Origin of the sequence: Caballeronia jiangsuensis (assembly GCF_046030135.1) — a bacterium.
Taxonomy (GTDB): domain Bacteria; phylum Pseudomonadota; class Gammaproteobacteria; order Burkholderiales; family Burkholderiaceae; genus Caballeronia; species Caballeronia jiangsuensis.
This window is the reverse complement of sequence record NZ_JAQQDB010000030.1, coordinates 61,096-81,860: the sequence shown is the minus strand read 5'-3', so window position 1 is coordinate 81,860 and position 20,765 is coordinate 61,096. Positions and strand designations below refer to the sequence as shown.

Genomic DNA, 20,765 nt, shown 5'->3' with positions numbered 1-20,765 from the left:
GAAAGTAGTTAATCTTTTGGCGTACGGAGCGCCACGAAATTGCTGACGCGCCGCGCGCCGGCAAGCTTGAGCGTGCGGGCGAGGGCGTCGAGCGTTGCGCCGGAAGTCATCACGTCATCGACGACGCCGACGTGCTTGCCACGCACATCGCCCGAAACGGCGAACGCGCTCGCGACGTTGCGGCGGCGCGTTTCCTGATCCAGACGCGATTGTGCCGACGTATGCCGGACCCGCGTGACGATCGACGCATCGGCTCGCACGCTCATCATGCGCGCGAGCGGACGCGCGATGGCCCACGCCTGGTTATAACCGCGCGCGACGAGCCGCGTATGCGACAACGGCACCGGCACGATCAGGTCCGGCCTGGGCAGATCGCTGTCCTCAAAAACCGCGCGCAGATTCCGCGCAAATGCTTCGCCCGCCGCAAGCAGCGCACGAAACTTCAGCTCGACGGCGAGTGTATCGAGCGGCGCGCGATAGTCGGCCAGCGCGAGCGTGTCGTTGAACGCGGGCGGCGATTCGAGGCACGCGCCGCAATGCAGGCGCGCGTTCTCGCGTTCACGCCGGATGGCCGACGCCGCCATCGGCAACGCGCAGGTCGCGCAGCGCAGACGCGGTTCGTTCCAGTACTGCGCATCGCAACCGTCGCACAGCACTCTTTGCGACAAATTGCCGCATAACGCGCATTGGCTCGGCAACGCGCGGGCGGCGAGCCGAAGCGCGGCAGACGCGAATCCGCGAAGGCGCGCTGCTGTGGGCGTCTGGGATGGAAGGCGGATGCTGTCGGCTTTCATGACGGCGAGATCGGAAAAATCACGGCTCGAAGCGCTAAACACGCGCATTCTTTGCGCTTCAGGAAGCGTTTATGCCTCGTATCAGCACTTCGCATGGGTTGTTTTCGAGACGACCGAGTATACTTCGCACTCTCCGCGAAAAGATCGACATGTCCCCGACATCCCCTGAAACCAGCCGTTCGGCCTATGATCCGCGTCGTTTGCGCGCGATCTTCGATGGTCGCGCCGCCACCTTCGACGAGGTCGCGTTCCTGCCGCGCGAAATCGCGGAGCGCATGCGCGAGCGGCTCGAATACATCAAGGTCGCGCCGATGCGCGTCCTCGATGCGGCGTGCGGCGTCGGAGCGGACCTGGGCGGTCTGCGGGAACGTTTTGCAGAGGCGTCGGTGACCGGCGTCGACATTTCGTCCGCGATGCTCGCGCGCGCCCGCGTCGCCGAAGCCGCGGACCTCGACAATGGCGCGGGCTGGCGCCGCTTTCTTCCATCGACGCTCGCGAAGGCCTTCGGCGCACGCGGACCGCAACTCGCGCAGGCTGATTTTTCCGAGTTGCCGTTCGCTCCGGGCGCATTCGAGTTGCTGTGGTCGAACCTCGCATTGCACTGGCATCCGCGTCCGGACCTCGTTTTCCCTGAATGGCAGCGCGTGCTCAAGGTGAACGGCCTGCTGATGTTCAGCACCTTCGGCCCGGACACGCTGCGTGAACTCAGAGCCGCATATCGCGAAGCCGAACGCACGCTCGGGCTCGACCCTGAACCGCACACGATCGATTTCGTCGACATGCACGATCTCGGCGACATGCTCGTGGAAAGCGGCTTCGAAATTCCGGTGATGGATCAGGAAGTGCTGACCATCACGTACAAGTCGCCCGAATCGCTCTTCGCCGACGTGACGCGCTGGGGCGCGTATCCGTTCGACCGCGCGTCCGGCGCAGGCCGCGCGGATGCGAAGGTCGTGCGCGGCGCGGTGCATCAGGCGCTCGAAGCGCTTCGCCACGACGACGGCACGATCCCGCTCACATTCGAAGTGATCTACGGTCACGCATGGAAAGCAGTGCCGCGCACGACGGCGGAAGGGCACGGCATCGTGCGTCTGGAAGATATTGGACGAGGCTCGAAACCGAAACGCTGAATCGGTAAAGAGCGCGGTTGTTATGTCTGAAATTTGCGCAAAAAAAGCGCGCAAAAAGGTGCGTCAAAAAGGCGCAGAAGCTTGTGGCGCTTGGCTTTGCGACGTTACGACCCTTGCTTGTGGATGCCACTTAAGACGCCTATAATGCGTCAGTTTGTCGCCTGGTCTGTCACAAATTTGGGCGAAATCCGAGCGAAAGTATGCGATTGCGTGCGGATTGATGGAGGCAGCGATGCAAGCCAGCCAGACGCTGACGGAGTCCGAGCCGGTCATCAAAGACTGGCTGATGAAGCGAAACTGCTCGGTGTCGCCGCGCCAGTTCGTGGGCTTCTATTTGTCGCTTGCGCTGTTTTCGCTGGCAATCGCAACGCCGCTGTTCCTGAATGGCGCCTGGCTGGTGCTGCCGTTCACCGGAGTCGAGTTGACGGTCGTGGGCATCGCGTTCCTGATTTACGCGCGCCATGCGGTCGACTACGAACGAATCCGGTTGTATCAAAACCGGTTGTTGATCGAACAGATGAACGCCGAAGAGCTGACGCAGTTCGAGTTCAACCCGCGCTGGGTGCGGGTTGAAACGGGCGCGACGCCGAGGGAGCCGCTCACGATCGTATCGCGCGGTCAATCGGTGAAAATCGGACAACACCTTGCACAGCATCGTCGCAAACAATTTGCTGCCGAGTTGCAGGCGTCGCTGAGACGCCTTTGAGAGGAGCCGGCAGGCGCGCGATGTCACGGGGGTCGAGGGTTTGAATGGAAAATTTGGGTAAGGATGCTATGAAAACAATCAAGCGAGCCCTCTCGGGCGTGCTGGCGGCAGGCACACTGCTCACCGCCTGCGCGGCCCTGGCGGTCGAAAACAGTCCAGGCGGTCCTGCTGTCAACGAGATCAACTTCCAGCAGCCTGTGACGAAGATCGCCGAGGAGCTCTACGGCCTCCATATCTTCATGCTCATCATCTGTACCGTCATTTTCTTGGGCGTGTTCGGGGTGATGTTCTATTCGCTGATCGTCCATCGCAAGTCGAAGGGGTTCAAGCCGGCCAATTTCCACGAAAGCACCACCGTCGAAATCATCTGGACGATCGTGCCGTTCGTCATCGTCATCCTGATGGCGCTGCCGGCAACGAAGGCCGTCGTCGCGATGAAGGACACCTCCAACGCCGATCTCACGGTGAAGGTCACCGGCTACCAGTGGAAGTGGGGCTACGACTACGTGAAGGGGCCGGGCGAAGGCATCAATTTCCTCTCGACGCTCTCCACGCCGCGCAGCGAGACGAACGGCCAGAAGCCCATTTCGACGCTGTATCTGCAGGAAGTCGACAACCCGCTCGTGGTGCCGGTCGACAAGAAGATCCGCATCATCACCACGGCGAACGATGTCGTGCACTCGTGGTATGTCCCGGCGTTCGGCGTGAAGCAGGATGCGATTCCGGGCTTCGTGCGCGACACCTGGTTCAAGGCCGAGAAGGTGGGCACGTATCGCGGCTTCTGTACGGAACTGTGCGGCAAGGAGCACGCGTACATGCCGGTGGTGGTCGAAGTGCTGTCAGCCGACGACTACGCGAAGTGGGTCGATGCGCAAAAGAAGAAGATGGCCGCAGGCGCCGACGATCCCCTCAAGACCTACACTAAAGATGAACTGATGGCGCGCGGCCAGCAGGTCTACACGTCGAACTGCGCGGTCTGCCACCAGCCGACCGGCAAGGGCGCGGGCCAGTTCCCGGCGCTCGACGGCTCGAAGATCGCGAATGGCTCGATCGCCGACCATCTGAATATCGTGCTGCACGGCAAGGGCGCTATGCCGCCGTGGCAAGGCGTGCTGAACGATGTCGAGATCGCATCGGTCGTCACGTTCGAGCGCAACAGTTGGGGCAACCACACCGGCGACCTTCTCCAGCCGAAGCAGGTGATCGACGCCAAGGCGGGCAAGATGCCGCAAGGCGGCGGCAACGCGGCGGCGGCATCGGCGCCTGAAGCGGCGAGCGCCGCGCCTGCGGCAGCCGAGGCGAGCGCGCCGGCGGCATCCGGCGCGGAAGCTACGCAAGCCGCCGGCCTGCCCGCGAGCATTTACTTCGAGACGGGCAAGGACGCGCTGCCCGCCGACGCGAAAAGCGCGGTGGACGCCGCAGCGGCCTACGCAAAGGCGCATCCTGACGCGAAGATCGCGCTGTCCGGCTTCACGGATGCGACCGGCAACGCCGATCTGAACGCCGATCTCGCCAAGCGCCGCGCGCAAGCCGTGCGTGACGCGCTGAAGGCCGCGGGCGTGTCGGAAGACCGTATCGTGTTGAAGAAACCGGAAACCATCACCGGCGGCGCCGATAACAAGGAAGCCCGCCGCGTGGAAATCAGTCCGGCTGCTTGACGTGCCGAGCGTGTAGCTTTCCTTCGCCGAACCGCAACGGAAAGCCACGCGTCATTGCCAAGTGCCCCGAGTATTCGCTTTAGGAGATGATTGTCATGTCTAGCATCGGACACGATGTAGGCGCAGGTCACGACCACGCGCACGACCATGCGCACGAGACGCCGCATGGCTGGCGCCGGTGGCTCTTCGCTACCAACCACAAGGACATCGGTACGCTGTACCTGTTGTTCTCCTTCATCATGTTCCTTTCGGGGGGCGTGATGGCGCTCGGCATCCGTGCCGAGTTGTTCGAGCCGGGCCTGCAGATCATGCGCCCCGAGTTCTTCAATCAGCTGACCACCATGCACGGCCTCATCATGGTGTTCGGCGCGATCATGCCGGCGTTCGTCGGTTTCGCGAACTGGATGGTGCCGCTGCAGATCGGCGCATCGGACATGGCGTTCGCGCGAATGAACAACTTCAGCTTCTGGCTGCTGCCGGCCGCTGCGGTGCTGCTCGTCGGCTCGTTCTTCGTGCCGGGCGGCGCAACCGCCGCGGGCTGGACGCTGTACGCGCCGCTTTCCACGCAGATGGGCCCGGGCATGGACTTCGCGATTTTCGCGGTCCACATCATGGGTGCGTCGTCGATCATGGGCGGCATCAACATCGTCGTGACGATCTTGAACATGCGCGCGCCCGGCATGACGCTCATGAAGATGCCGATGTTCGCGTGGACGTGGCTCATCACCGCGTACCTGCTGATCGCCGTGATGCCGGTTCTGGCGGGCGCGATCACGATGGTGCTGTTCGATCGTCACTTCGGCACGTCGTTCTTCAATGCGGCGGGCGGCGGCGATCCGGTCATGTACCAGCACATCTTCTGGTTCTTCGGTCACCCCGAGGTGTACATCATGATCTTGCCGGCGTTCGGGATCGTGTCGCAGGTGATCCCGGCGTTCTCGCGCAAGCCGCTGTTCGGCTATAGCTCGATGGTGTACGCAACCGCATCGATCGCGATCCTGTCGTTCATGGTGTGGGCGCACCACATGTTCGCGACCGGCATGCCGGTGACGGGCCAGTTGTTCTTTATGTACGCGACGATGCTGATCGCGGTCCCGACGGGCGTGAAGGTGTTCAACTGGGTGGCGACGATGTGGCGCGGCGCGCTCTCCTTCGAAACGCCGATGCTCTTCGCGATCGGCTTCCTGTTCGTGTTCACGATGGGCGGCTTCACGGGCCTGATCCTGTCGATGGCGCCGCTCGACATCCAGATGCACGGCACTTACTACGTGGTGGCGCACTTCCACTACGTGCTGGTGGCGGGTTCGCTCTTCGCGCTGTTCTCGGGCTGGTACTACTGGGCGCCGAAGTGGACCGGCTGGATGTACAACGAAATGCGCGGGAAGATCCACTTCTGGGCGTCGATGATCTTCTTCAACATCACGTTCTTCCCGATGCACTTCCTGGGTCTCGCAGGCATGCCGCGCCGCTATGCGGATTACCCGGCGCAGTTCACGGACTTCAACCAGGTCGCGACGATCGGCGCATTCGGCTTCGGCCTCGCGCAGGTGTACTTCCTGTTCGCGGTCGCGCTGCCCACGTATCGTGGCGGCGGTGAACTCGAGAAAGCGAGCGACAAGCCGTGGGATGGCGCGGAAGGCCTCGAATGGACCGTGCCGAGCCCGGCGCCGTTCCATACGTTCGAGCATCCGCCGACGGTCGAATAAATAGTTTGTTGTCTGGTTCGCGGGGCTGCGTCGAGCGTGCCCCGCGAATGAAAAATCAGGAAAGCATGTCCCCGAATCCACAAAAAAGACGCACGCCCGAGGAAATTCGCGCGGGCAACAAGCGGCTCGGAATCATCATGATGTTGATTGCCGCCGTCTTCTTTCTGGGTATCGTCGTCAGGCAATACCTGTTGTCGCGAGGGTAGGAAAGCAACGTGTCCACTCAGCAGGAAAATTCGCATGTCGATCGGTCCTTCAACCGGTCGATGCTGGTGAAGCTCTTCGTCGTGGCCGCGCTGATGTTCGGCTTCGGCTTCGCGCTCGTGCCGATGTATCGCGCGATCTGCCAGATCACGGGCATCAACAACCTCGTGCAGAAGGATGTGGGCGCGCGCGAGGCGAAGAATACGCAGGTCGACATGACGCGCACGATCTCGATCGAGTTCGATGCGAACGCGCGCGGCCCGCTGCGGTTCAAGCCCGAGCAGAACTCGCTAGATATTCACCCCGGCGAAGTGATGACGGTGATGTACGACGTGACCAACGAGCAGGGTCGCACGGTGAACGCGCAGGCGATCCCGAGCTACGCGCCAAAGCAGGCCACCGAGTACTTCAAGAAGATCGAATGCTTCTGTTTCACGCAGCAGACGCTCGCGCCGAACGAGACCAAGCGCATGCCGGTCGTGTTCGTCGTCGATCCGAAGCTGCCCAAGGATGTGAAGACGATCACGCTGTCGTACACGTTCTTCGAGTTGAACGCGCCGAAGTCGGTCACGAAGGGTTCATGACAGCCATGAGCGCGGACACGCCGAAAAAGGCCGGTTTCCTCAAGCTCTTGAAGGCGGTGTTCTGGTCGTTCTTCGGCGTGCGCCGCCGGGCAGACCTGGAAAGCGACGCCGCGCAGTTGAATCCGCTGCATCTGATCGCGGCGGGCGTCATCGGAGCGGTGCTGTTCATCGTCGTGTTGCTGCTGATCGTGCGCGCGGTAGTGGGATAGACGGACAACGCCGGGCAGCCGGCGGCAAAAGAAAATTCAAGCAACTGGATCGAAGTGGAGAATCAATAATGAGCGGTCAAAACGAGAGCCCGTACTATTTCGTGCCGCATCCGTCGCGGCATCCGGTGATGGCTGCAAGCGGCTTGCTGATCATGCTGGCCTCGCTGGCGTCGTGGGTGAACGGCCATAGCTTCGGGCCGGTCGGCACGTTCATCGGCCTGCTGTTCGTGTTGTTCGTGCTGTGGCACTGGTTCGGCGACGCGATCTCCGAATCCGAAGGCGGCATGTACGGAAAGCGCGTCGACGTGTCGTACCGCTGGAGCATGAGCTGGTTCATCTTCTCCGAAGTGATGTTCTTCGCGGCGTTCTTCGGCGCGCTGTTCTATGCGCGCGCAATCGCGATGCATCAGCTCGGCAGCCTCGACTACAAGCTCATTTGGCCCGACTTCACCGCCGTATGGCCGAACAACGGCCCCGCCGCGCTCGTGCCGCATTTCCGCGCGATGGTGCCGTGGCCCCTGCCGACCATCAACACGGCGCTGCTGCTGTCCTCCGGCGCGACGCTGACGGTGGCTCACCACGCGCTGCGTGAAGACCATCGCAAGAAAGCGATCATCTGGCTGGGCGCGACCGTCTTGCTCGGCCTGATCTTCCTGTTCTGCCAGGGCTACGAATATTTCCACGCCTACAACGAACTGAACCTGACGCTCAATTCCGGCGTGTATGGCTCGACGTTCTTCCTGCTGACCGGCTTCCACGGTTTCCACGTGTTCCTCGGCGGCACGATGCTGGCCGTGGTGATGTTCCGGCTGATCCGCGGCCACTTCACGGCGGAGCATCACTTCGCATTCGAGGGCGCCGCGTGGTACTGGCACTTCGTAGACGTCGTGTGGCTGGGGCTGTACATCGTCGTCTACTGGCTGTAAGCGATTATCGAAGCGGGCGCGCGCGATGCGCCGTCCGCGATGCAAGGCCGGCGGCGACGCCGGTCCGAGAGCAAAGAAGCAGTGACCAACACGCCGCCCTCGATGTCTCAAGGGGCGGCGTTGTCGTTTCGGGGAGCGTCGAATCGGGCGGCGCGGCGCGACAATCCGTCCCGTAGGGCAGTGCTGGCGCGGTGGGTTATCGTCCGATGGGAATGCCCGACGACTGAATCCAGCCCATCCAGTGCGCGAACAGGATGAAGAGGAACAGCGAGATGGACAGCCCGACGCGAGCGGCGAGCGACCAGACCATCCGCTTCGTCTTGCCCCGGTCGGTCATCATGAAGTAGAGCGCCGAAGCCAGGCTGCCGATGATAAGGATGAATGCGATAGCAACGATGATGTGCATGAAACCGGCTAGCGTTTTTGCTCAGGAACCACAGCGAGCAGTATGAATTTGGATCATCTCATTATCTCACTCGACAGATCTCGCCGTGCAGCGCCCGACCGGATTCCGGCGGTAAGGCTCGCAGCATGAAGATTCGATTCTGGCCCGCGCTCGTGATTCTGATCGTCGTCGCGGTGACCGTGCGCCTCGGCTTCTGGCAGCGCGATCGCGCGCATCAGAAAGAAGCGCTCAACGCGCAGATCGTCGCGTTCGAGAACGCTCCCGTGCGGGAAGTCGGCGTCGAGCCGATGCCGCTCAAGTCGATCGAATTCCATCGCGTGGAGGCGCGCGGCGAGTTCATGCCGGAGCATGTCGTGTATCTGGACAATCGTCCGTATAGCGACCAGCCAGGCTTTTATGTCGTGATGCCGCTTAAACTCGAGGGCGGCGGCCATGTGCTCGTCAATCGCGGATGGCTGCCGCGCAACATGGCGGACCGCACGGGCATCGAGTCGTATGAAACGCCGAAGGGCGTCGTCGAGGTGCGGGGCATCGCGCGCGCGAATGCGTCGCAGGCGTTCGAACTGGGCAGCGGCGGATCGGCTGCGCATAAGGAAATTCGCCAGAACCTGGACATCAGGTCGTACGCGGCCGAAACCGGGCTTGCCTTCCAGCCGTTCGTGATACAGCAGACGAACAATGCCGGCGACAAGCTCGTGCGCGACTGGCCCGCGCCGACGCTCGGCGTCGAGCGCAATTACGGCTACATGTTGCAGTGGTGGGGCATGGCGGCCGCGGCCATCGCGTTCGGCCTGTATGCCGCGCGCCGCGCCGCGAGGAAAGGCGACCAATCCGATGAGCCCGACGAGCGCGACGACGAAGCCGAGCACCACGCCTGACAACCGACCGAACAGAGACACACTTTCACTGATGCAATCACAACGTCACCCCGCCGCCGCGCAGCAACGAACCGCGAAGAAAGGCTCCTGGATCAGCGGCCGCTGGATGCTCCTGCTGCTCGCGCTGGTGTGCGCCGCGCCGGTGATCGCGTCGTATCTGATGTACTACGTGTTCAAGCCGGCGGGCGGCACGTCGAGCTACGGCGCGCTGATCGATCCGCAGCGGCCGATACCGGCGCAACTGGTCGTCACCGACGAGAAAGGGCAGAGCGTGCCGTTCAAGTCGCTCGAAGGCAAATGGCTGATGATCACGGTCAACGGCAGCGATTGCGACGAGCAATGCGCGACGCGCCTCTATTTCATGCGCCAGGTGCGCGCGCTGCAATCGGGCGAGCGCGAGCGCGTCGTGAACGTCTGGCTGCGCACCGATGACAAACCGGTCTCCGACGTCATCAAGACCGCGTATCCGCAGCCGGACACGCGCATGTTGGTCGCCAACGAAAAGTCGATCGCCGCGTGGCTGCCTGTCGACGACGGCACGAAACTCACCGATCACATCTTTCTCGTCGATCCGAACGGCAATCTGATGATGCGCTTCCCGAAGAATCCCGATCCGAAGAAGATCAACGCGGATCTGGCGAAGCTTCTGAAGTGGTCGCGTATCGGTTGAAGGTCAGGTAGAAACACATGTTCGTATTGCAACTCGCTCTGATCGGCTTGTGCATCGCGCTGCTGCCGCTTTCGTTTGTCTGGGTGAAGGCCGATGACAACAAGTTCAGGAAACTCGTCTGGCTGACGACGTTCCTGACGCTCGATCTCATCATGTTCGGCGGCTTCACGCGCCTGACCGATTCCGGCCTCGGCTGCCCCGACTGGCCCGGCTGCTACGGTACGTCGTCGCCGTTCATTGCGCATGCGCAGATTTCGGCCGCGTATCAGGCGATGCCGACCGGCCCCGTCAGCATGGTGAAGGCGTGGATCGAGATGCTGCATCGATACTTCGCGATGGCGATCGGCGTGCTGATCATCGCTCAGGTGATCATCGCTTGGACTGCGCGCATCAAGAAGCGTCCGCTGCATGTGTCGCCGTGGTGGCCGACCGGCATTCTGCTTCTCATCCTGCTGCAAGGCGCGTTCGGCGCGTGGACCGTCACGCTCAAGCTGCAACCGGTGATCGTCACGACGCACTTGCTGCTCGGCCTCGCGTTGCTCGGCGTGCTCGGCTGGCTCGGGGCACGCATGACGCCGATTCCGTCGCTCGATTCGGCCGCCGCGCGCTGGATGCCCGCCGCGGCGTTCGGGCTGTTGCTGCTCGTCGTGCAGATCGCGCTCGGCGGCTGGGTCAGCACGAACTACGCGGTGCTGGCGTGCACGGACTTCCCGCTGTGCAACGGCCAATGGGTTCCGCCGATGAACTTCGAGCACGGCTTTCACCTGTGGCGCGCCCTCGGCATGACCGGCGACGGCGACGTGATCTCGCAAGATGCGCTCGTCGCGATTCACTGGACGCATCGCACGTTCGCGGTGGTCGTCGTGCTGTATCTGCTCTGGCTCGCATCGAGACTGCGACGTTTCGAATCTCTGCGAAAACCCGCAAACGGCGTATTGTTGCTGATCGTTGTCCAGTTCCTCACGGGCATGTCGAACATCGTGCTGCAATGGCCGTTGCCGGTTGCGGTGGCGCACAACGGCGGGGCCGCGATCCTGTTGCTGCTACTCGTTATGCTAAACTTTCGAATCTCTTCCAGCCGTCCCGGCCGCGCCGCAGTTCCCGCGCGCGACGTCGTTTCAGCGTGACTCCACATCATGGATAGCACGACACTACATTCCCCTCTCGGCAGCCGCGCTTCGCAATATCTCGCGCTGACAAAGCCGCGCGTCACGCAGCTCGCCGTGTTTTGCGCCGTCATCGGCATGTTCCTGTCCACGCCCGGCATGGTGCCGTGGGACAAGCTGATCGGCGGCGCCGTCGGTATCTGGTTGCTGGCCGGCGCGGCATTTGCCATCAATTGTCTCGTCGAGCAAAAAGTCGATGCGAAGATGCGCCGCACCGCATGGCGTCCCTCGGCACGCGGACAGATCACGTCGACGCAGATTCTGATCTTCTCTGCGGTGCTCGGCGGCATCGGCATGTGGACGCTCTACAGGTTCACCAATCCGCTCACGATGTGGCTCACCATTGCCACGTTCGTCGGTTACGCGGTCATCTACACGCTGTTGCTCAAGCCTTATACGCCGCAGAACATCGTGATCGGCGGCGCGTCCGGCGCAATGCCGCCCGCGCTCGGCTGGGCAGCGGTGACGGGCACGTTGCCCGGCGACGCATGGATTCTCGTGCTGATCATCTTCGTGTGGACGCCGCCGCATTTCTGGGCGCTCGCGCTGTATCGCCGCAAGGACTACGAGAACGCCGGCCTGCCGATGCTCCCGATCACGCACGGCGAAAAATACACGCTGCTCAACATCTTCCTCTACACGCTCGTGCTGTTCGCGGTCACGCTGATGCCCTATATCTCCGGCATGAGCGGCGTTGTTTATCTGGCGTGCGCGATTGCGCTCGGCGCGGGTTTCATCGGCTATGCGTGGAAGATGTATCGCGGCTATTCGGACATGCTCGCGCGCAAGACCTTCCGTTACTCGATCGTTTATCTGTCGCTGCTGTTCGGCGCGTTGCTCGTCGATCATTACGTGCGCACGGTGATCGGCGCATGATGGTCGTTCTTCGTCGTCTATTCGCGCTGGTCTTTTTCGCGGCGCTGCTTTCGGCGTGCGAGAAAGCGCCCGATTTCAAGAACCTCGATATCACCGGCAACAAGCAATTCGGCAGCGATTTCTCCTTGCCCGACACGCACGGCAAGACGCGCACGCTCGCCGATTTCAAGGGCAAGGCCGTCGTATTGTTCTTCGGCTATACGCATTGCCCGGACGTATGCCCGACGACGCTCGCCGAACTTTCCCAAGCGATGCAGCAACTCGGCGACAAATCGAAGGACGTGCAGGTGCTGATGGTCACCGTCGATCCGGCGCGCGACACGCCCGATCTGCTCGGCCAGTATGTGGCGGCGTTCAACTCGTCGTATGTCGGTTTGCGTCCGGCGAACGATGCGCAACTCGCACAGATCGCGAAGGACTTCCGCGTGTACTACGCGAAGTCGCAGGGCAAGACCCCCGACGATTACACGATGGATCACACCGCCGCGAGCTACGTGTTCGACAAGGACGGCAAGCTTCGTCTCTTCGCGCGCGACGGGCAGGGCGTCGAGCCGTGGGTTCACGACCTGAAGCTGTTGGTCGACTGATTGTGAAAGTGGCCCGCCCGGGCCACTTTTCATTTCAAGCGTCCGAAGACGGTTCGGGCAGATTCAAGCCGGGCGCAAGCCGCGTTGCCTTGAATTCGGTGATCTCATAATGCGCGAGTCCCTGCTGCGCGAATGGATCTTCCGCGATGATCGCATCGAGCCGATTGCGTTCGATGCCCGAGGCCAGAATGATGCCGCCGTCACGCGGCACCTTCGGCCCTGCGATGACGAAGACGCCCGCCGCGAAATAGCGTTCGAGATAAACGCGATGCGCGTCGAGGGCATCGTCGATTTCGGCGAGTGCGCCCGTATATCGCAGATTGATCACGTACATGATGATGTTTGCCTCCAGCGCGAGAGTTCGTGATGCTTTGTGGCGATTCTATCCGCCCACCGCCGACGGTGATATTCACATGAGCATTCTGTATTTCACGTCGCACCGATGCTGTGCGAACATCCGTCACCCGGTTTGAATCGCTCGCCGGGAACGAGTCAGGCAATCCCAGCAAGAACGCATCATCGAAACAGGAACACCATGCAGCGCAGAAATTTGCTCAAAGCCATTACCGCCGCCGCGGCGTCCGTCGCGTTGTTCACGAGCCTCGCCGCTCACGCCGATGACAAGGTGATCAAGGTCGGCACCATCAGCGGCCCCGACGCGCAGATCTGGCAAGTCGTGCAGAAGGTCGCGAAGCGCGAAGGGCTCAACGTGAAGGTGATCGAGTTCAACGACTACATTCAGCCGAACGCAGCGCTCGACGCCGGCGATCTCGATGCGAACAGCTTTCAGCATCAACCGTATCTCGACAGCCAGGTCAAGCAGCGTGGCTACAAGATCGTGAATGCGGGGCTGACGTATATCTCGCCGCTCGGCGTTTATTCGAAGAAGCTGAAGTCGCTGAAGGACTTGCCGCAGGGCGCGAAGGTCGCGGTGCCGAATGACCCGTCGAACGAGAATCGTGCGCTTCTGCTTTTGCAATCGCAAGGCGTGATCAAGTTGAAGGCGGGCGCCGGCACGAACGGCAACAACGCGACCGCGCTCGACGTGGCGGAGAATCCGAAGAAGATCAAGCTCGTGGAACTCGATGCCGCGCAACTGCCGCGCACGCTCGCCGACGTCGATGCCGCCGCGATCAACACGAACTTCGCGCTCGCGGCGGGCTTGCAGCCGACGAAGGATGCGATCGCGCTCGAGGACGTGCATAGCCCGTACGCGAACCTGATTGCGGTGCGCGCGAAAGACAAGGACCAGCCGTGGGTGAAAAAGCTGGTCGCGGCGTATCAGTCCGACGACGTGCGCCAGTTCCTCAAGAGCGAGTTCAAAGGCTCGGTCGTGCCATCGTTCTAAAAGCGATCGCGCACGGATCTGCAACGGCGTCCCACGGGACGCCGTTTTTACTCGTGCAACAGTTCAGTCGACGAAGACCGGCTGTAGTTCCCGTTGCCACACGATGCCCGTAGCGCCTTCCTGCACGGGCGTGAAACCGGTCCGCAGGAACAGCGCGCAAAGCTCTTCGTGCGGTTCATCCAGGCGGCAGATCACCTGATCGTAGCGAGCGCCGTGCGCGAAGTTCGTGCATGCCGCGACGAGCCGCTCACCGAGCCCGCGCCGCCGCGCGCCCGGCTCGACGAACAATAACTCGATGCGCGCCTGACGTTCGGACTCCGCACTAAGCAGAGCCGCACCCACGCGCATGGCGTTGCCTTGTTCGGCCACCCAGCAGGCGATGCGCGGCGTGCTCACCTGCATCTCGGAGAGAAAGCGCGCCACCGTCTTCGCCGCGCGCGCCTCGCTGAAAAGCTTTGGCCGATCACCCGAATAGAGATGAGCCTGACGCTCGATCATCCAGCCGAAGTCTCCAGCTCGCGGCACGCGCAGCCGGGTTTCTCCCTCGACGCATGCAGGCGAAAGCAGCCGCTCGACGTCCGCCATCGCATTGCATAGCTGATCGATCTCGGCGGTGGTCAGCCGTTTGAGCAGCGTGGCCGTTTCCGCCGACACATGCAGGTCGATCTCATCGACCCTGGCTTTCGCCTCGGGCGTGATGCGCAACAAGTGCGCGCGGCCATCGAGTTCGTTCTTTCGTCGGACCACGAGGCCGAGCTTCTGGAAGTTGTTGATCAGCCTGCTGAGATAGCCCGTATCCAGCCCGAGGTTGCGCGACAAGTCGGCGGCCGTGGTGGCTCGCGCTTGCGCCAGTTCATGCAGGATTCGTACTTCGGTCAGGGAAAAGCTGCTTTTATGCAGCCGTTCGTGGAGGGCGCCGGTATGGCGCGCATAAAAGCGGTTGAAGCGGCGCACGGCGTCAACGGCACGGCTCGGATCAATACTGCCCATCGCGTCAGTCTCTCATCAATATTGTTGGAATTAGTTGTGAATCCGAACTAATACGAGCATTGTGCCGAAGAAAGAACGACCGTGCGAATACGAAAATGCCCGAAAAGCAAGTCATTTGACAATAAGGGACCAGTTAAGCAATTGGACTGCCTGTAGGGGTAAGTCCCGATGGAAGAAGTGTTCCCATCTGACGGGCTAAACAAAATTAACTCGTTGATTTATATGCGAATTATGCGGTAGTCCTGAGGCGGGGCTTTAGCGTTGACTGGTATTATGTTGGTTATATAATGGGCTCCACTTCAGCACGTGAGAGCGCTCGATGGAGCATCGCTGGGATGATTTGACGCCGGACGCGCAGAGCGATACGCCGCTTTATCTACAGTTGGCTTCTCGTCTCGCCAAGGCAATCCACGCTGGAAACTGGGCGGCAGGCGAGGCGCTGCCTTCGGAGCGCACATTGTCCGAAGGCGTCGGTGTATCGCGAATCACGGCGAGAAAGGCCATCGCGCTGCTCGTCGAGCAAGGTCTGATCCGGCGCGTGCGCGGGGCGGGCAGTTTCATCACGCCGCGCGTCGAAGATCCGCTCTCCCGGCTCACCGGTTTCACCAGAAAGATGGAACAGCGCGGCTTCACGCCCGACTCGGTCTGGCTCGATCGCGGACTGCGCGCAGCGAATCGTGACGAAACCGTTCGTCTGGGTCTGTCGCCGGGCGCGGCCGTTGCGAGCCTCAGGCGGCTGCGGCGCGCGGACGGCATCGTGATGGCGGTCGAGCATTCGACCTTGCCCGTCGCCGTGGTGCCGGACCCGCTCGCGATCGGCGCGTCGCTGTATCGGTATCTGGAAGGGCGCAATTTGTCGGTGGTGCGCGCATTGCAGCATTTCCGCGCGGTGAATGCGGGCGCGGACATCGCGCGGCTGATGGGCGTCGCACCGCGCGCCGCGTTGCTCGCGATTACGCGCATCGGCTATTGCGCGGATCAGCGCGCGATCGAATTGACGGATACCTACTGTCGCGACGACTACTACGACTTCGTCGCGGAACTGCATCGATAAGCGTCGGCACAGACGCGCATGACCCGAAACGCTTCGAGAGAGCAAACAAGAGAACGAGAGGACCCAAGGAAGCCGTTCGCTTCTTTCGCGACGAAAGCCTGCTCGCAGCATGGCGCGGACGGCACTGAACCTCATTCATGCATCGCGTACTTCCAGAGAACTTCATGCTGAAAGGAAACATACTCACGACCGACGGCTGGATCCACGGCTCGGTCCGCTTCGAGAACGGCCGCGTGACGGCGCTCGAAGGCCATATCGCCGATCCGCTCGCCAACGACGCGCCGTACATCCTGCCCGGCTTCATCGATCTGCATGTGCATGGCGGCGGCGGGCGCGACATCATGGAAGGCGGCGATGCGGCGGACACCGTCGCGCGCCAGCACGCGCAGCACGGCACGACGAGCCTGCTCGCCACCACGATGACCGCGCCGCGCGACGAACTCATGGAAGTCGTCGCGGGGCTCGGCGAACAGGCGAAACATCGCGCAGCGGGCGGCGCGCGCATGCTGGGCGTGCATCTGGAAGGCCCGTACATCAATCCGGGCAAGCTCGGCGCGCAGCCGGACGCCGCCGCCGTCGCGGTGCGCGACGAAGTGCTCAAATATCTCGAACTCGCGCCGATCCGCGTCGTCACGATCGCGCCGGAAATCTCGGGCCATCTCGACATCATTTCCGAACTGGCCGCGCGCGGCGTGCGCGTGCAGCTCGGCCATTCGCTCGGCACGTACGACGACGCCGTCAACGCGCTCAAGCACGGCGCGCGCGGCTTCACGCACCTGTTCAACGCGATGTCGCCACTGCATCACCGCGATCCCGGCATGGTCGGCGCGGCGCTCGCGCATGCCGAATACGCCGAGCTCATCCCCGATTTGCTCCACGTGCATCCGGGCGCCATCCGCGCCGCGATGCGCGCGATTCCGCGTCTTTACGTCGTGACCGACAGCACGTCCGCGGCCGGTATGCCCGACGGCGAATATCGTCTCGGCAGCCAGCACGTCACCAAGTGCATGGGCGGCGTGCGTCTCGCGGACGGCACGCTCGCCGGCAGCACCCTGACGATGGATCAGGCGCTGCGCAATCTCGTCTCGCTGGGCATTCCGCTCGCGGACGTCTCGAATCGCCTGTCGCGTTTTCCCGCCGACTATCTCGGACTCGAAGACCGCGGCCGCATCGCGCGCGGCGCCTGGGCCGATCTCGTCGTGCTCGACCGGGAACACGCGCTGACCGCCACGTATGTCGAAGGAGAATCAATTGTCGAATATGCTTAATGAGGCGCTGGAGTCCGCCGACGTCGTCGCGGCCCAGCTCGCCGATACCTCGCGCATCGAAGAGCTCGCGGTCAAGCTCGCCGAGCAGCCGCGCCATGTCGCGCTGACGGTCGCGCGCGGCAGTTCCGACCACGCCGCCAGTTATTTCGCAAGCCTGACGATGAGCCGCATCGGCGTGCCGGTCGCGTCGCTGCCGATGTCGGTCGCCACGCTCCAGCAGGCGCCGTTGCGTGTCTCCGGACAACTCGCCGTCGCGTTCTCGCAATCGGGCAAGAGCCCCGATCTCGTCGGCACGATGCAGGCGCTGCGCGACGCGGGCGCGTTCACCGTCGCGGCGGTCAACGTCACCGGTTCGCCGCTCGAAAGCGCGTGCGAATATTTCCTGCCGCTGCTCGCGGGCCCCGAGCTTTCGGTCGCCGCGACCAAGAGCTATATCGCGATGCTGTCGCTGTCGGCCATCGTCATCGCGCACGTTCAGCGCGACGTCGAATTGCTCAACGCGCTGAAATCGCTGCCGGACGCGCTGCGCGCCGCGGGCAAGCTCGACTGGACGCGCGCCGTCGGCGAGCTTACGAACGTCGATCGCATGATCGTGATCGGCCGTGGCCTCGGCCTCGCGATCGCGCAGGAAGCCGCGCTCAAGCTGAAGGAAACCTCGGGCATCCAGGCCGAAGCGTTCTCCAGCGCGGAAGTGCGCCACGGTCCGATGGAAATCATCGACCGCGACTATCCGCTGCTCGTGTTCGCGCCGCGCGGGCCGGAGCAGGCGGGTCTCATCCAGCTTGCCGCCGATATGCGCGCTCGCGGCGCGCGCGTGCTGCTCGCCGCGCCGGAGGATGTCGCGGAAGCGGAGCTGCCGCTCGTCGCGACCGATCACCCGGCGCTCGATCCGATCGCCGCGATCCTTTCGTTCTATGTAATGGCCGCGGGTCTGGCCGCCGCGCGCGGGCGCAATCCCGACGCGCCGCGCCACCTGAACAAGGTCACCGAAACCCATTGAGTGAGATAGCCGATGCGCCGTGCCGAGGAGTCACTGTTGAACCATTCCATCGATAACCCGAACGACGTCGTGCTGCTCGCGCCGTTCACCGGTCCCGTCGTGCCGCTCGCCGATGTGCCGGACCCCGTGTTCGCCGAGGGCATGTTCGGCGACGGCATCGGCATCGATCCGCTCGATAACGTGCTCGTCTCACCCTGCGACGGCACGATCACGCATCTCGCGCGCACGCATCACGCGGTGACGCTGCGCACCAAAGAGGGCGCGGAGATTCTCGTGCATATCGGCATCGACACGGTCGAGCTGAGCGGCAAGGGCTTCACGCCGAAAGTCGGGCAGGGCGCGACGGTGCGCGCGGGCGATCCGCTCATCGAGTTCGATGCGGACTTCGTCGCGCAACACGCGCCGAGCCTCGTCTCGGTGATCGCGGTCGCGAACGGCGATGCCTTCGACGTCATCGATCGCGCCGGCCGCGGCGTGCTCAAGGCCGGCTCGCGCATGCTGGTGTTGCGCGCGAAACAAGGCGAGAAAGCCGAGACGGCGCGCACGGGCGTCAACGTGCTGGAAGAAGCACGCCGCACCCTGACGCTGGCGCACGCGGGCGGTCTGCATGCACGTCCGGCGGCGCGGGCGCGCGAAGCGGCGCGCGGTTTCGACGCGAAGGTCGAAGTGCGCTACGAAGGCAGAAAGGCGCCCGTGGAAAGCGTGGTCGGGCTGCTCGGTCTCGGTGCGGGCGAGGGCGCGACGATCGAACTGGTGGCCATCGGCGGGCAGGCGCAACAGGCGATCGAAGCCGTTGCCGCCGAATTGCTGCGCGCGGCGCTGGGCGAAGTCGAAGAGACGCCCGCGCGCGCGAAGTCGCCCGCGCCGGTCGTGAAGCCGGCCGGATCGGGCGAGCCGCTGCCGCCCAATACGCTCGCCGGCGTATGCGCGGCGCCGGGCATCGCGGTCGGCAAGCTCGTGCGCTGGGACGATCAGGAAATCGTGCCGCCCGAACAGCCGAGCGGTTCATCGGCGACGGAAAGCCGCGCGCTGGACAAAGCCATCGCTCAGGTCGATGCCGAACTCGGCGAAACCGTGCGCACGGCGTCGCAGCGTGGGGCCGTCGGCGAAGCGGGCATTTTCGCGGTGCATCGCGTGCTGCTCGAAGATCCGACACTCCTCGATGCCGCGCGCGATCTGATCAGCCTCGGCAAGAGCGCGGGCTTCGCGTGGCGCGAGGCGATCCGCGCGCAGATCGCGCTGCTCTCGAACGTGCAGGACGACCTGCTCGCCGAGCGCGCCGCCGATCTGCGGGATATCGAAAAGCGCGTGCTGCGCGCGCTCGGTCTGAGCAACACGGCGGCGCGCGAGCTGCCCGAAGAAACTGTGCTCGCGGCCACGGAATTCACGCCGTCCGATCTGTCCTCGATCGACCGCACGCGCGTCACCGCGCTCGTGATGGCGCGCGGCGGCGCAACCTCGCACGCGGCGATCATCGCGCGGCAGATCGGCATTCCGGCGCTCGTCGCCATCGGCGATGCGCTGCACGCGATTCCCGAAGGCACGCAAGTGGTCGTGGATGCATCGGCGGGACGCGTCGAGCATGCACCGACCGCGCTCGACGTCGAACGCGCGCGCAACGAACGCGAACGTCTCGCGGGCGTGCGCGAGGCGAATCGCAAGCTCTCGCAACAAACCGCATCGACGAAGGATGGCCGGCATATTGAAGTCGCCGCGAATATCGCGACGCTCGACGACGCGAAGGCCGCCGTCGAAAACGGCGCGGATGCGGTCGGCCTGTTGCGCACCGAACTGCTGTTCATCCATCGCCAGTCGGCGCCGACGGTCGCGGAGCATGCGGAAAGCTATCAGGGCATCGTCGATGCGCTGCAGGGCCGCACCGCGATCATCCGCACGCTCGATGTCGGCGCGGACAAGGAAGTCGACTATCTGACGCTGCCGCCCGAAGAAAACCCGGCGCTTGGTCTGCGCGGCATCCGCCTCGCGCAAGTGCGCCCCGATCTGCTCGACGACCAGTTGCGCGGCCTGCTCGCCGTCAAGCCGCTGGGCACGGTGCGCATCCTTCTGCCGATGGTGACGGATGCCGGCGAGCTGCAGCGCCTGCGGGCGCGCATCGACGAACTGGCGCGCGAAGCCGGCCGCACCGAGCCGGTCGAAGTGGGCGTGATGATCGAAGTGCCGTCGGCGGCGCTGCTCGCGGATCAACTCGCGAAGTACGCCGATTTCCTCTCGATCGGCACCAACGATCTCACGCAGTACACGCTCGCGATGGACCGTTGCCAGCCCGATCTCGCCGCGCAGTCCGACGGCCTGCATCCCGCCGTGCTGCGCCTCATCAAGGCGGCGGTGCAGGGCGCGGAAAAGCACGGCAAATGGGTCGGCGTGTGCGGCGCGCTCGGCGGCGATCCGGTCGCGGCGCCTTTGCTCGTCGGTCTCGGCGTGACCGAATTGTCGGTCGATCCGGGCTCCGTGCCCGGCATCAAGGCGCGCGTGCGCAATCTCGATTACCAACTGTGCCGTCAGCGCGCCGAGGACTGCCTCGCGCTCGAATCGGCGCAGGCAGTAAGAGCGGCAAGCCGCGAAATCTGGCCGCAGGACTAGTTCG

22 protein-coding genes are annotated in these 20,765 nt (G+C 63.4%); 18 read left to right on the top strand and 4 right to left on the bottom strand.

The window, feature by feature from the left end; translation table 11 throughout:
- Positions 1-8: 8 nt before the first annotated feature.
- On the bottom strand, positions 9-794 hold the full coding sequence (locus tag PQR08_RS27155; protein ID WP_408162946.1) for a phosphoribosyltransferase family protein: 786 nt from the start codon (positions 792-794) through the stop codon (positions 9-11).
- Positions 795-943: 149 nt separating this feature from the next.
- Between PQR08_RS27155 and PQR08_RS27150 the strand changes: the two genes are divergently transcribed.
- The 8 genes from PQR08_RS27150 (at position 944) to PQR08_RS27115 (ending at position 7,917) form a co-directional block, all read left to right on the top strand.
- A complete protein-coding gene (locus PQR08_RS27150; RefSeq protein ID WP_408162944.1) occupies positions 944-1,924 on the top strand; it encodes a methyltransferase domain-containing protein in 981 nt (326 codons plus the stop codon).
- A 232-nt stretch (positions 1,925-2,156) separates the two neighbouring features.
- Positions 2,157-2,630: a DUF2244 domain-containing protein gene (locus tag PQR08_RS27145; RefSeq protein WP_035497931.1), complete on the top strand. Its 474-nt coding sequence runs from the start codon at positions 2,157-2,159 to the stop codon at positions 2,628-2,630.
- A gap of 44 nt (positions 2,631-2,674) precedes the next feature.
- A complete protein-coding gene (gene coxB, locus PQR08_RS27140) occupies positions 2,675-4,288 on the top strand; it encodes a cytochrome c oxidase subunit II (protein ID WP_408162942.1) in 1,614 nt (537 codons plus the stop codon).
- 95 nt (positions 4,289-4,383) lie between these two features.
- Complete coding sequence (gene ctaD / locus PQR08_RS27135) at positions 4,384-5,994, top strand: cytochrome c oxidase subunit I (protein WP_035497932.1); 1,611 nt, start codon at positions 4,384-4,386, stop codon at positions 5,992-5,994.
- 65 nt (positions 5,995-6,059) lie between these two features.
- Positions 6,060-6,200, top strand: coding sequence for a cytochrome oxidase small assembly protein (locus PQR08_RS27130; protein WP_035497933.1), 141 nt, complete (start codon positions 6,060-6,062; stop codon positions 6,198-6,200).
- 9 nt (positions 6,201-6,209) lie between these two features.
- Positions 6,210-6,782 (top strand): cytochrome c oxidase assembly protein, encoded by a 573-nt coding sequence (locus PQR08_RS27125; protein ID WP_187607408.1) that lies wholly within the window; start codon positions 6,210-6,212, stop codon positions 6,780-6,782.
- On the top strand, positions 6,779-6,991 hold the full coding sequence (locus PQR08_RS27120) for a DUF2970 domain-containing protein (protein ID WP_035497546.1): 213 nt from the start codon (positions 6,779-6,781) through the stop codon (positions 6,989-6,991). Before PQR08_RS27125 ends, PQR08_RS27120 begins: the two co-directional genes overlap by 4 nt.
- A 68-nt stretch (positions 6,992-7,059) precedes the next feature.
- Positions 7,060-7,917 (top strand): cytochrome c oxidase subunit 3, encoded by an 858-nt coding sequence (locus tag PQR08_RS27115; protein WP_035497547.1) that lies wholly within the window; start codon positions 7,060-7,062, stop codon positions 7,915-7,917.
- 196 nt (positions 7,918-8,113) lie between these two features.
- Here the strand turns inward: PQR08_RS27115 and PQR08_RS27110 are convergent, their stop codons facing one another.
- Positions 8,114-8,323 carry a twin transmembrane helix small protein gene (locus PQR08_RS27110; protein ID WP_371880270.1) on the bottom strand — a complete coding sequence of 70 codons (210 nt, stop codon included), beginning with the start codon at positions 8,321-8,323 and terminating at the stop codon, positions 8,114-8,116.
- A gap of 125 nt (positions 8,324-8,448) precedes the next feature.
- Between PQR08_RS27110 and PQR08_RS27105 the strand changes: the two genes are divergently transcribed.
- The 5 genes from PQR08_RS27105 to PQR08_RS27085 are packed head-to-tail and all read left to right on the top strand — an operon-like array spanning position 8,449 to position 12,500.
- Complete coding sequence (locus PQR08_RS27105; RefSeq protein WP_408162938.1) at positions 8,449-9,201, top strand: SURF1 family protein; 753 nt, start codon at positions 8,449-8,451, stop codon at positions 9,199-9,201.
- A 31-nt stretch (positions 9,202-9,232) separates the two neighbouring features.
- Positions 9,233-9,871 carry an SCO family protein gene (locus PQR08_RS27100; protein WP_408162936.1) on the top strand — a complete coding sequence of 213 codons (639 nt, stop codon included), beginning with the start codon at positions 9,233-9,235 and terminating at the stop codon, positions 9,869-9,871.
- 17 nt (positions 9,872-9,888) lie between these two features.
- On the top strand, positions 9,889-10,998 hold the full coding sequence (locus tag PQR08_RS27095) for a COX15/CtaA family protein (RefSeq protein ID WP_408162934.1): 1,110 nt from the start codon (positions 9,889-9,891) through the stop codon (positions 10,996-10,998).
- Between the two features lie 9 nt (positions 10,999-11,007).
- The gene (cyoE, locus tag PQR08_RS27090) at positions 11,008-11,913 is read left to right on the top strand and encodes a heme o synthase (RefSeq protein ID WP_408162932.1); all 906 of its coding nucleotides are present in this window, start codon (positions 11,008-11,010) and stop codon (positions 11,911-11,913) included.
- Positions 11,910-12,500 (top strand): SCO family protein, encoded by a 591-nt coding sequence (locus PQR08_RS27085; RefSeq protein WP_187607413.1) that lies wholly within the window; start codon positions 11,910-11,912, stop codon positions 12,498-12,500. The genes cyoE and PQR08_RS27085 overlap by 4 nt, the downstream gene beginning before the upstream one ends.
- A gap of 34 nt (positions 12,501-12,534) precedes the next feature.
- Here PQR08_RS27085 and PQR08_RS27080 read toward each other — a convergent pair whose 3' ends face one another.
- A complete protein-coding gene (locus PQR08_RS27080) occupies positions 12,535-12,834 on the bottom strand; it encodes a YciI family protein (RefSeq protein WP_408162930.1) in 300 nt (99 codons plus the stop codon).
- Positions 12,835-13,035: 201 nt separating this feature from the next.
- Between PQR08_RS27080 and PQR08_RS27075 the strand changes: the two genes are divergently transcribed.
- A complete protein-coding gene (locus PQR08_RS27075) occupies positions 13,036-13,848 on the top strand; it encodes a MetQ/NlpA family ABC transporter substrate-binding protein (protein ID WP_408162928.1) in 813 nt (270 codons plus the stop codon).
- 63 nt (positions 13,849-13,911) lie between these two features.
- Here PQR08_RS27075 and PQR08_RS27070 read toward each other — a convergent pair whose 3' ends face one another.
- Entirely contained in the window at positions 13,912-14,838 is a 927-nt protein-coding gene (locus tag PQR08_RS27070; RefSeq protein ID WP_187607416.1) for a bifunctional helix-turn-helix transcriptional regulator/GNAT family N-acetyltransferase, read from the bottom strand.
- 319 nt (positions 14,839-15,157) lie between these two features.
- On the opposite strand from PQR08_RS27070, the gene PQR08_RS27065 reads away from it, so the two are divergent.
- The 4 genes from PQR08_RS27065 (at position 15,158) to ptsP (ending at position 20,761) form a co-directional block, all read left to right on the top strand.
- Complete coding sequence (locus PQR08_RS27065; protein ID WP_408162926.1) at positions 15,158-15,892, top strand: GntR family transcriptional regulator; 735 nt, start codon at positions 15,158-15,160, stop codon at positions 15,890-15,892.
- A 164-nt stretch (positions 15,893-16,056) separates the two neighbouring features.
- On the top strand, positions 16,057-17,160 hold the full coding sequence (gene nagA, locus PQR08_RS27060; RefSeq protein ID WP_061172689.1) for an N-acetylglucosamine-6-phosphate deacetylase: 1,104 nt from the start codon (positions 16,057-16,059) through the stop codon (positions 17,158-17,160).
- The gene (locus tag PQR08_RS27055) at positions 17,153-18,160 is read left to right on the top strand and encodes an SIS domain-containing protein (protein WP_238210508.1); all 1,008 of its coding nucleotides are present in this window, start codon (positions 17,153-17,155) and stop codon (positions 18,158-18,160) included. Before nagA ends, PQR08_RS27055 begins: the two co-directional genes overlap by 8 nt.
- Before the next feature lie 12 nt (positions 18,161-18,172).
- Entirely contained in the window at positions 18,173-20,761 is a 2,589-nt protein-coding gene (gene ptsP, locus PQR08_RS27050) for a phosphoenolpyruvate--protein phosphotransferase (RefSeq protein WP_408162924.1), read from the top strand.
- Positions 20,762-20,765 lie beyond the last annotated feature (4 nt).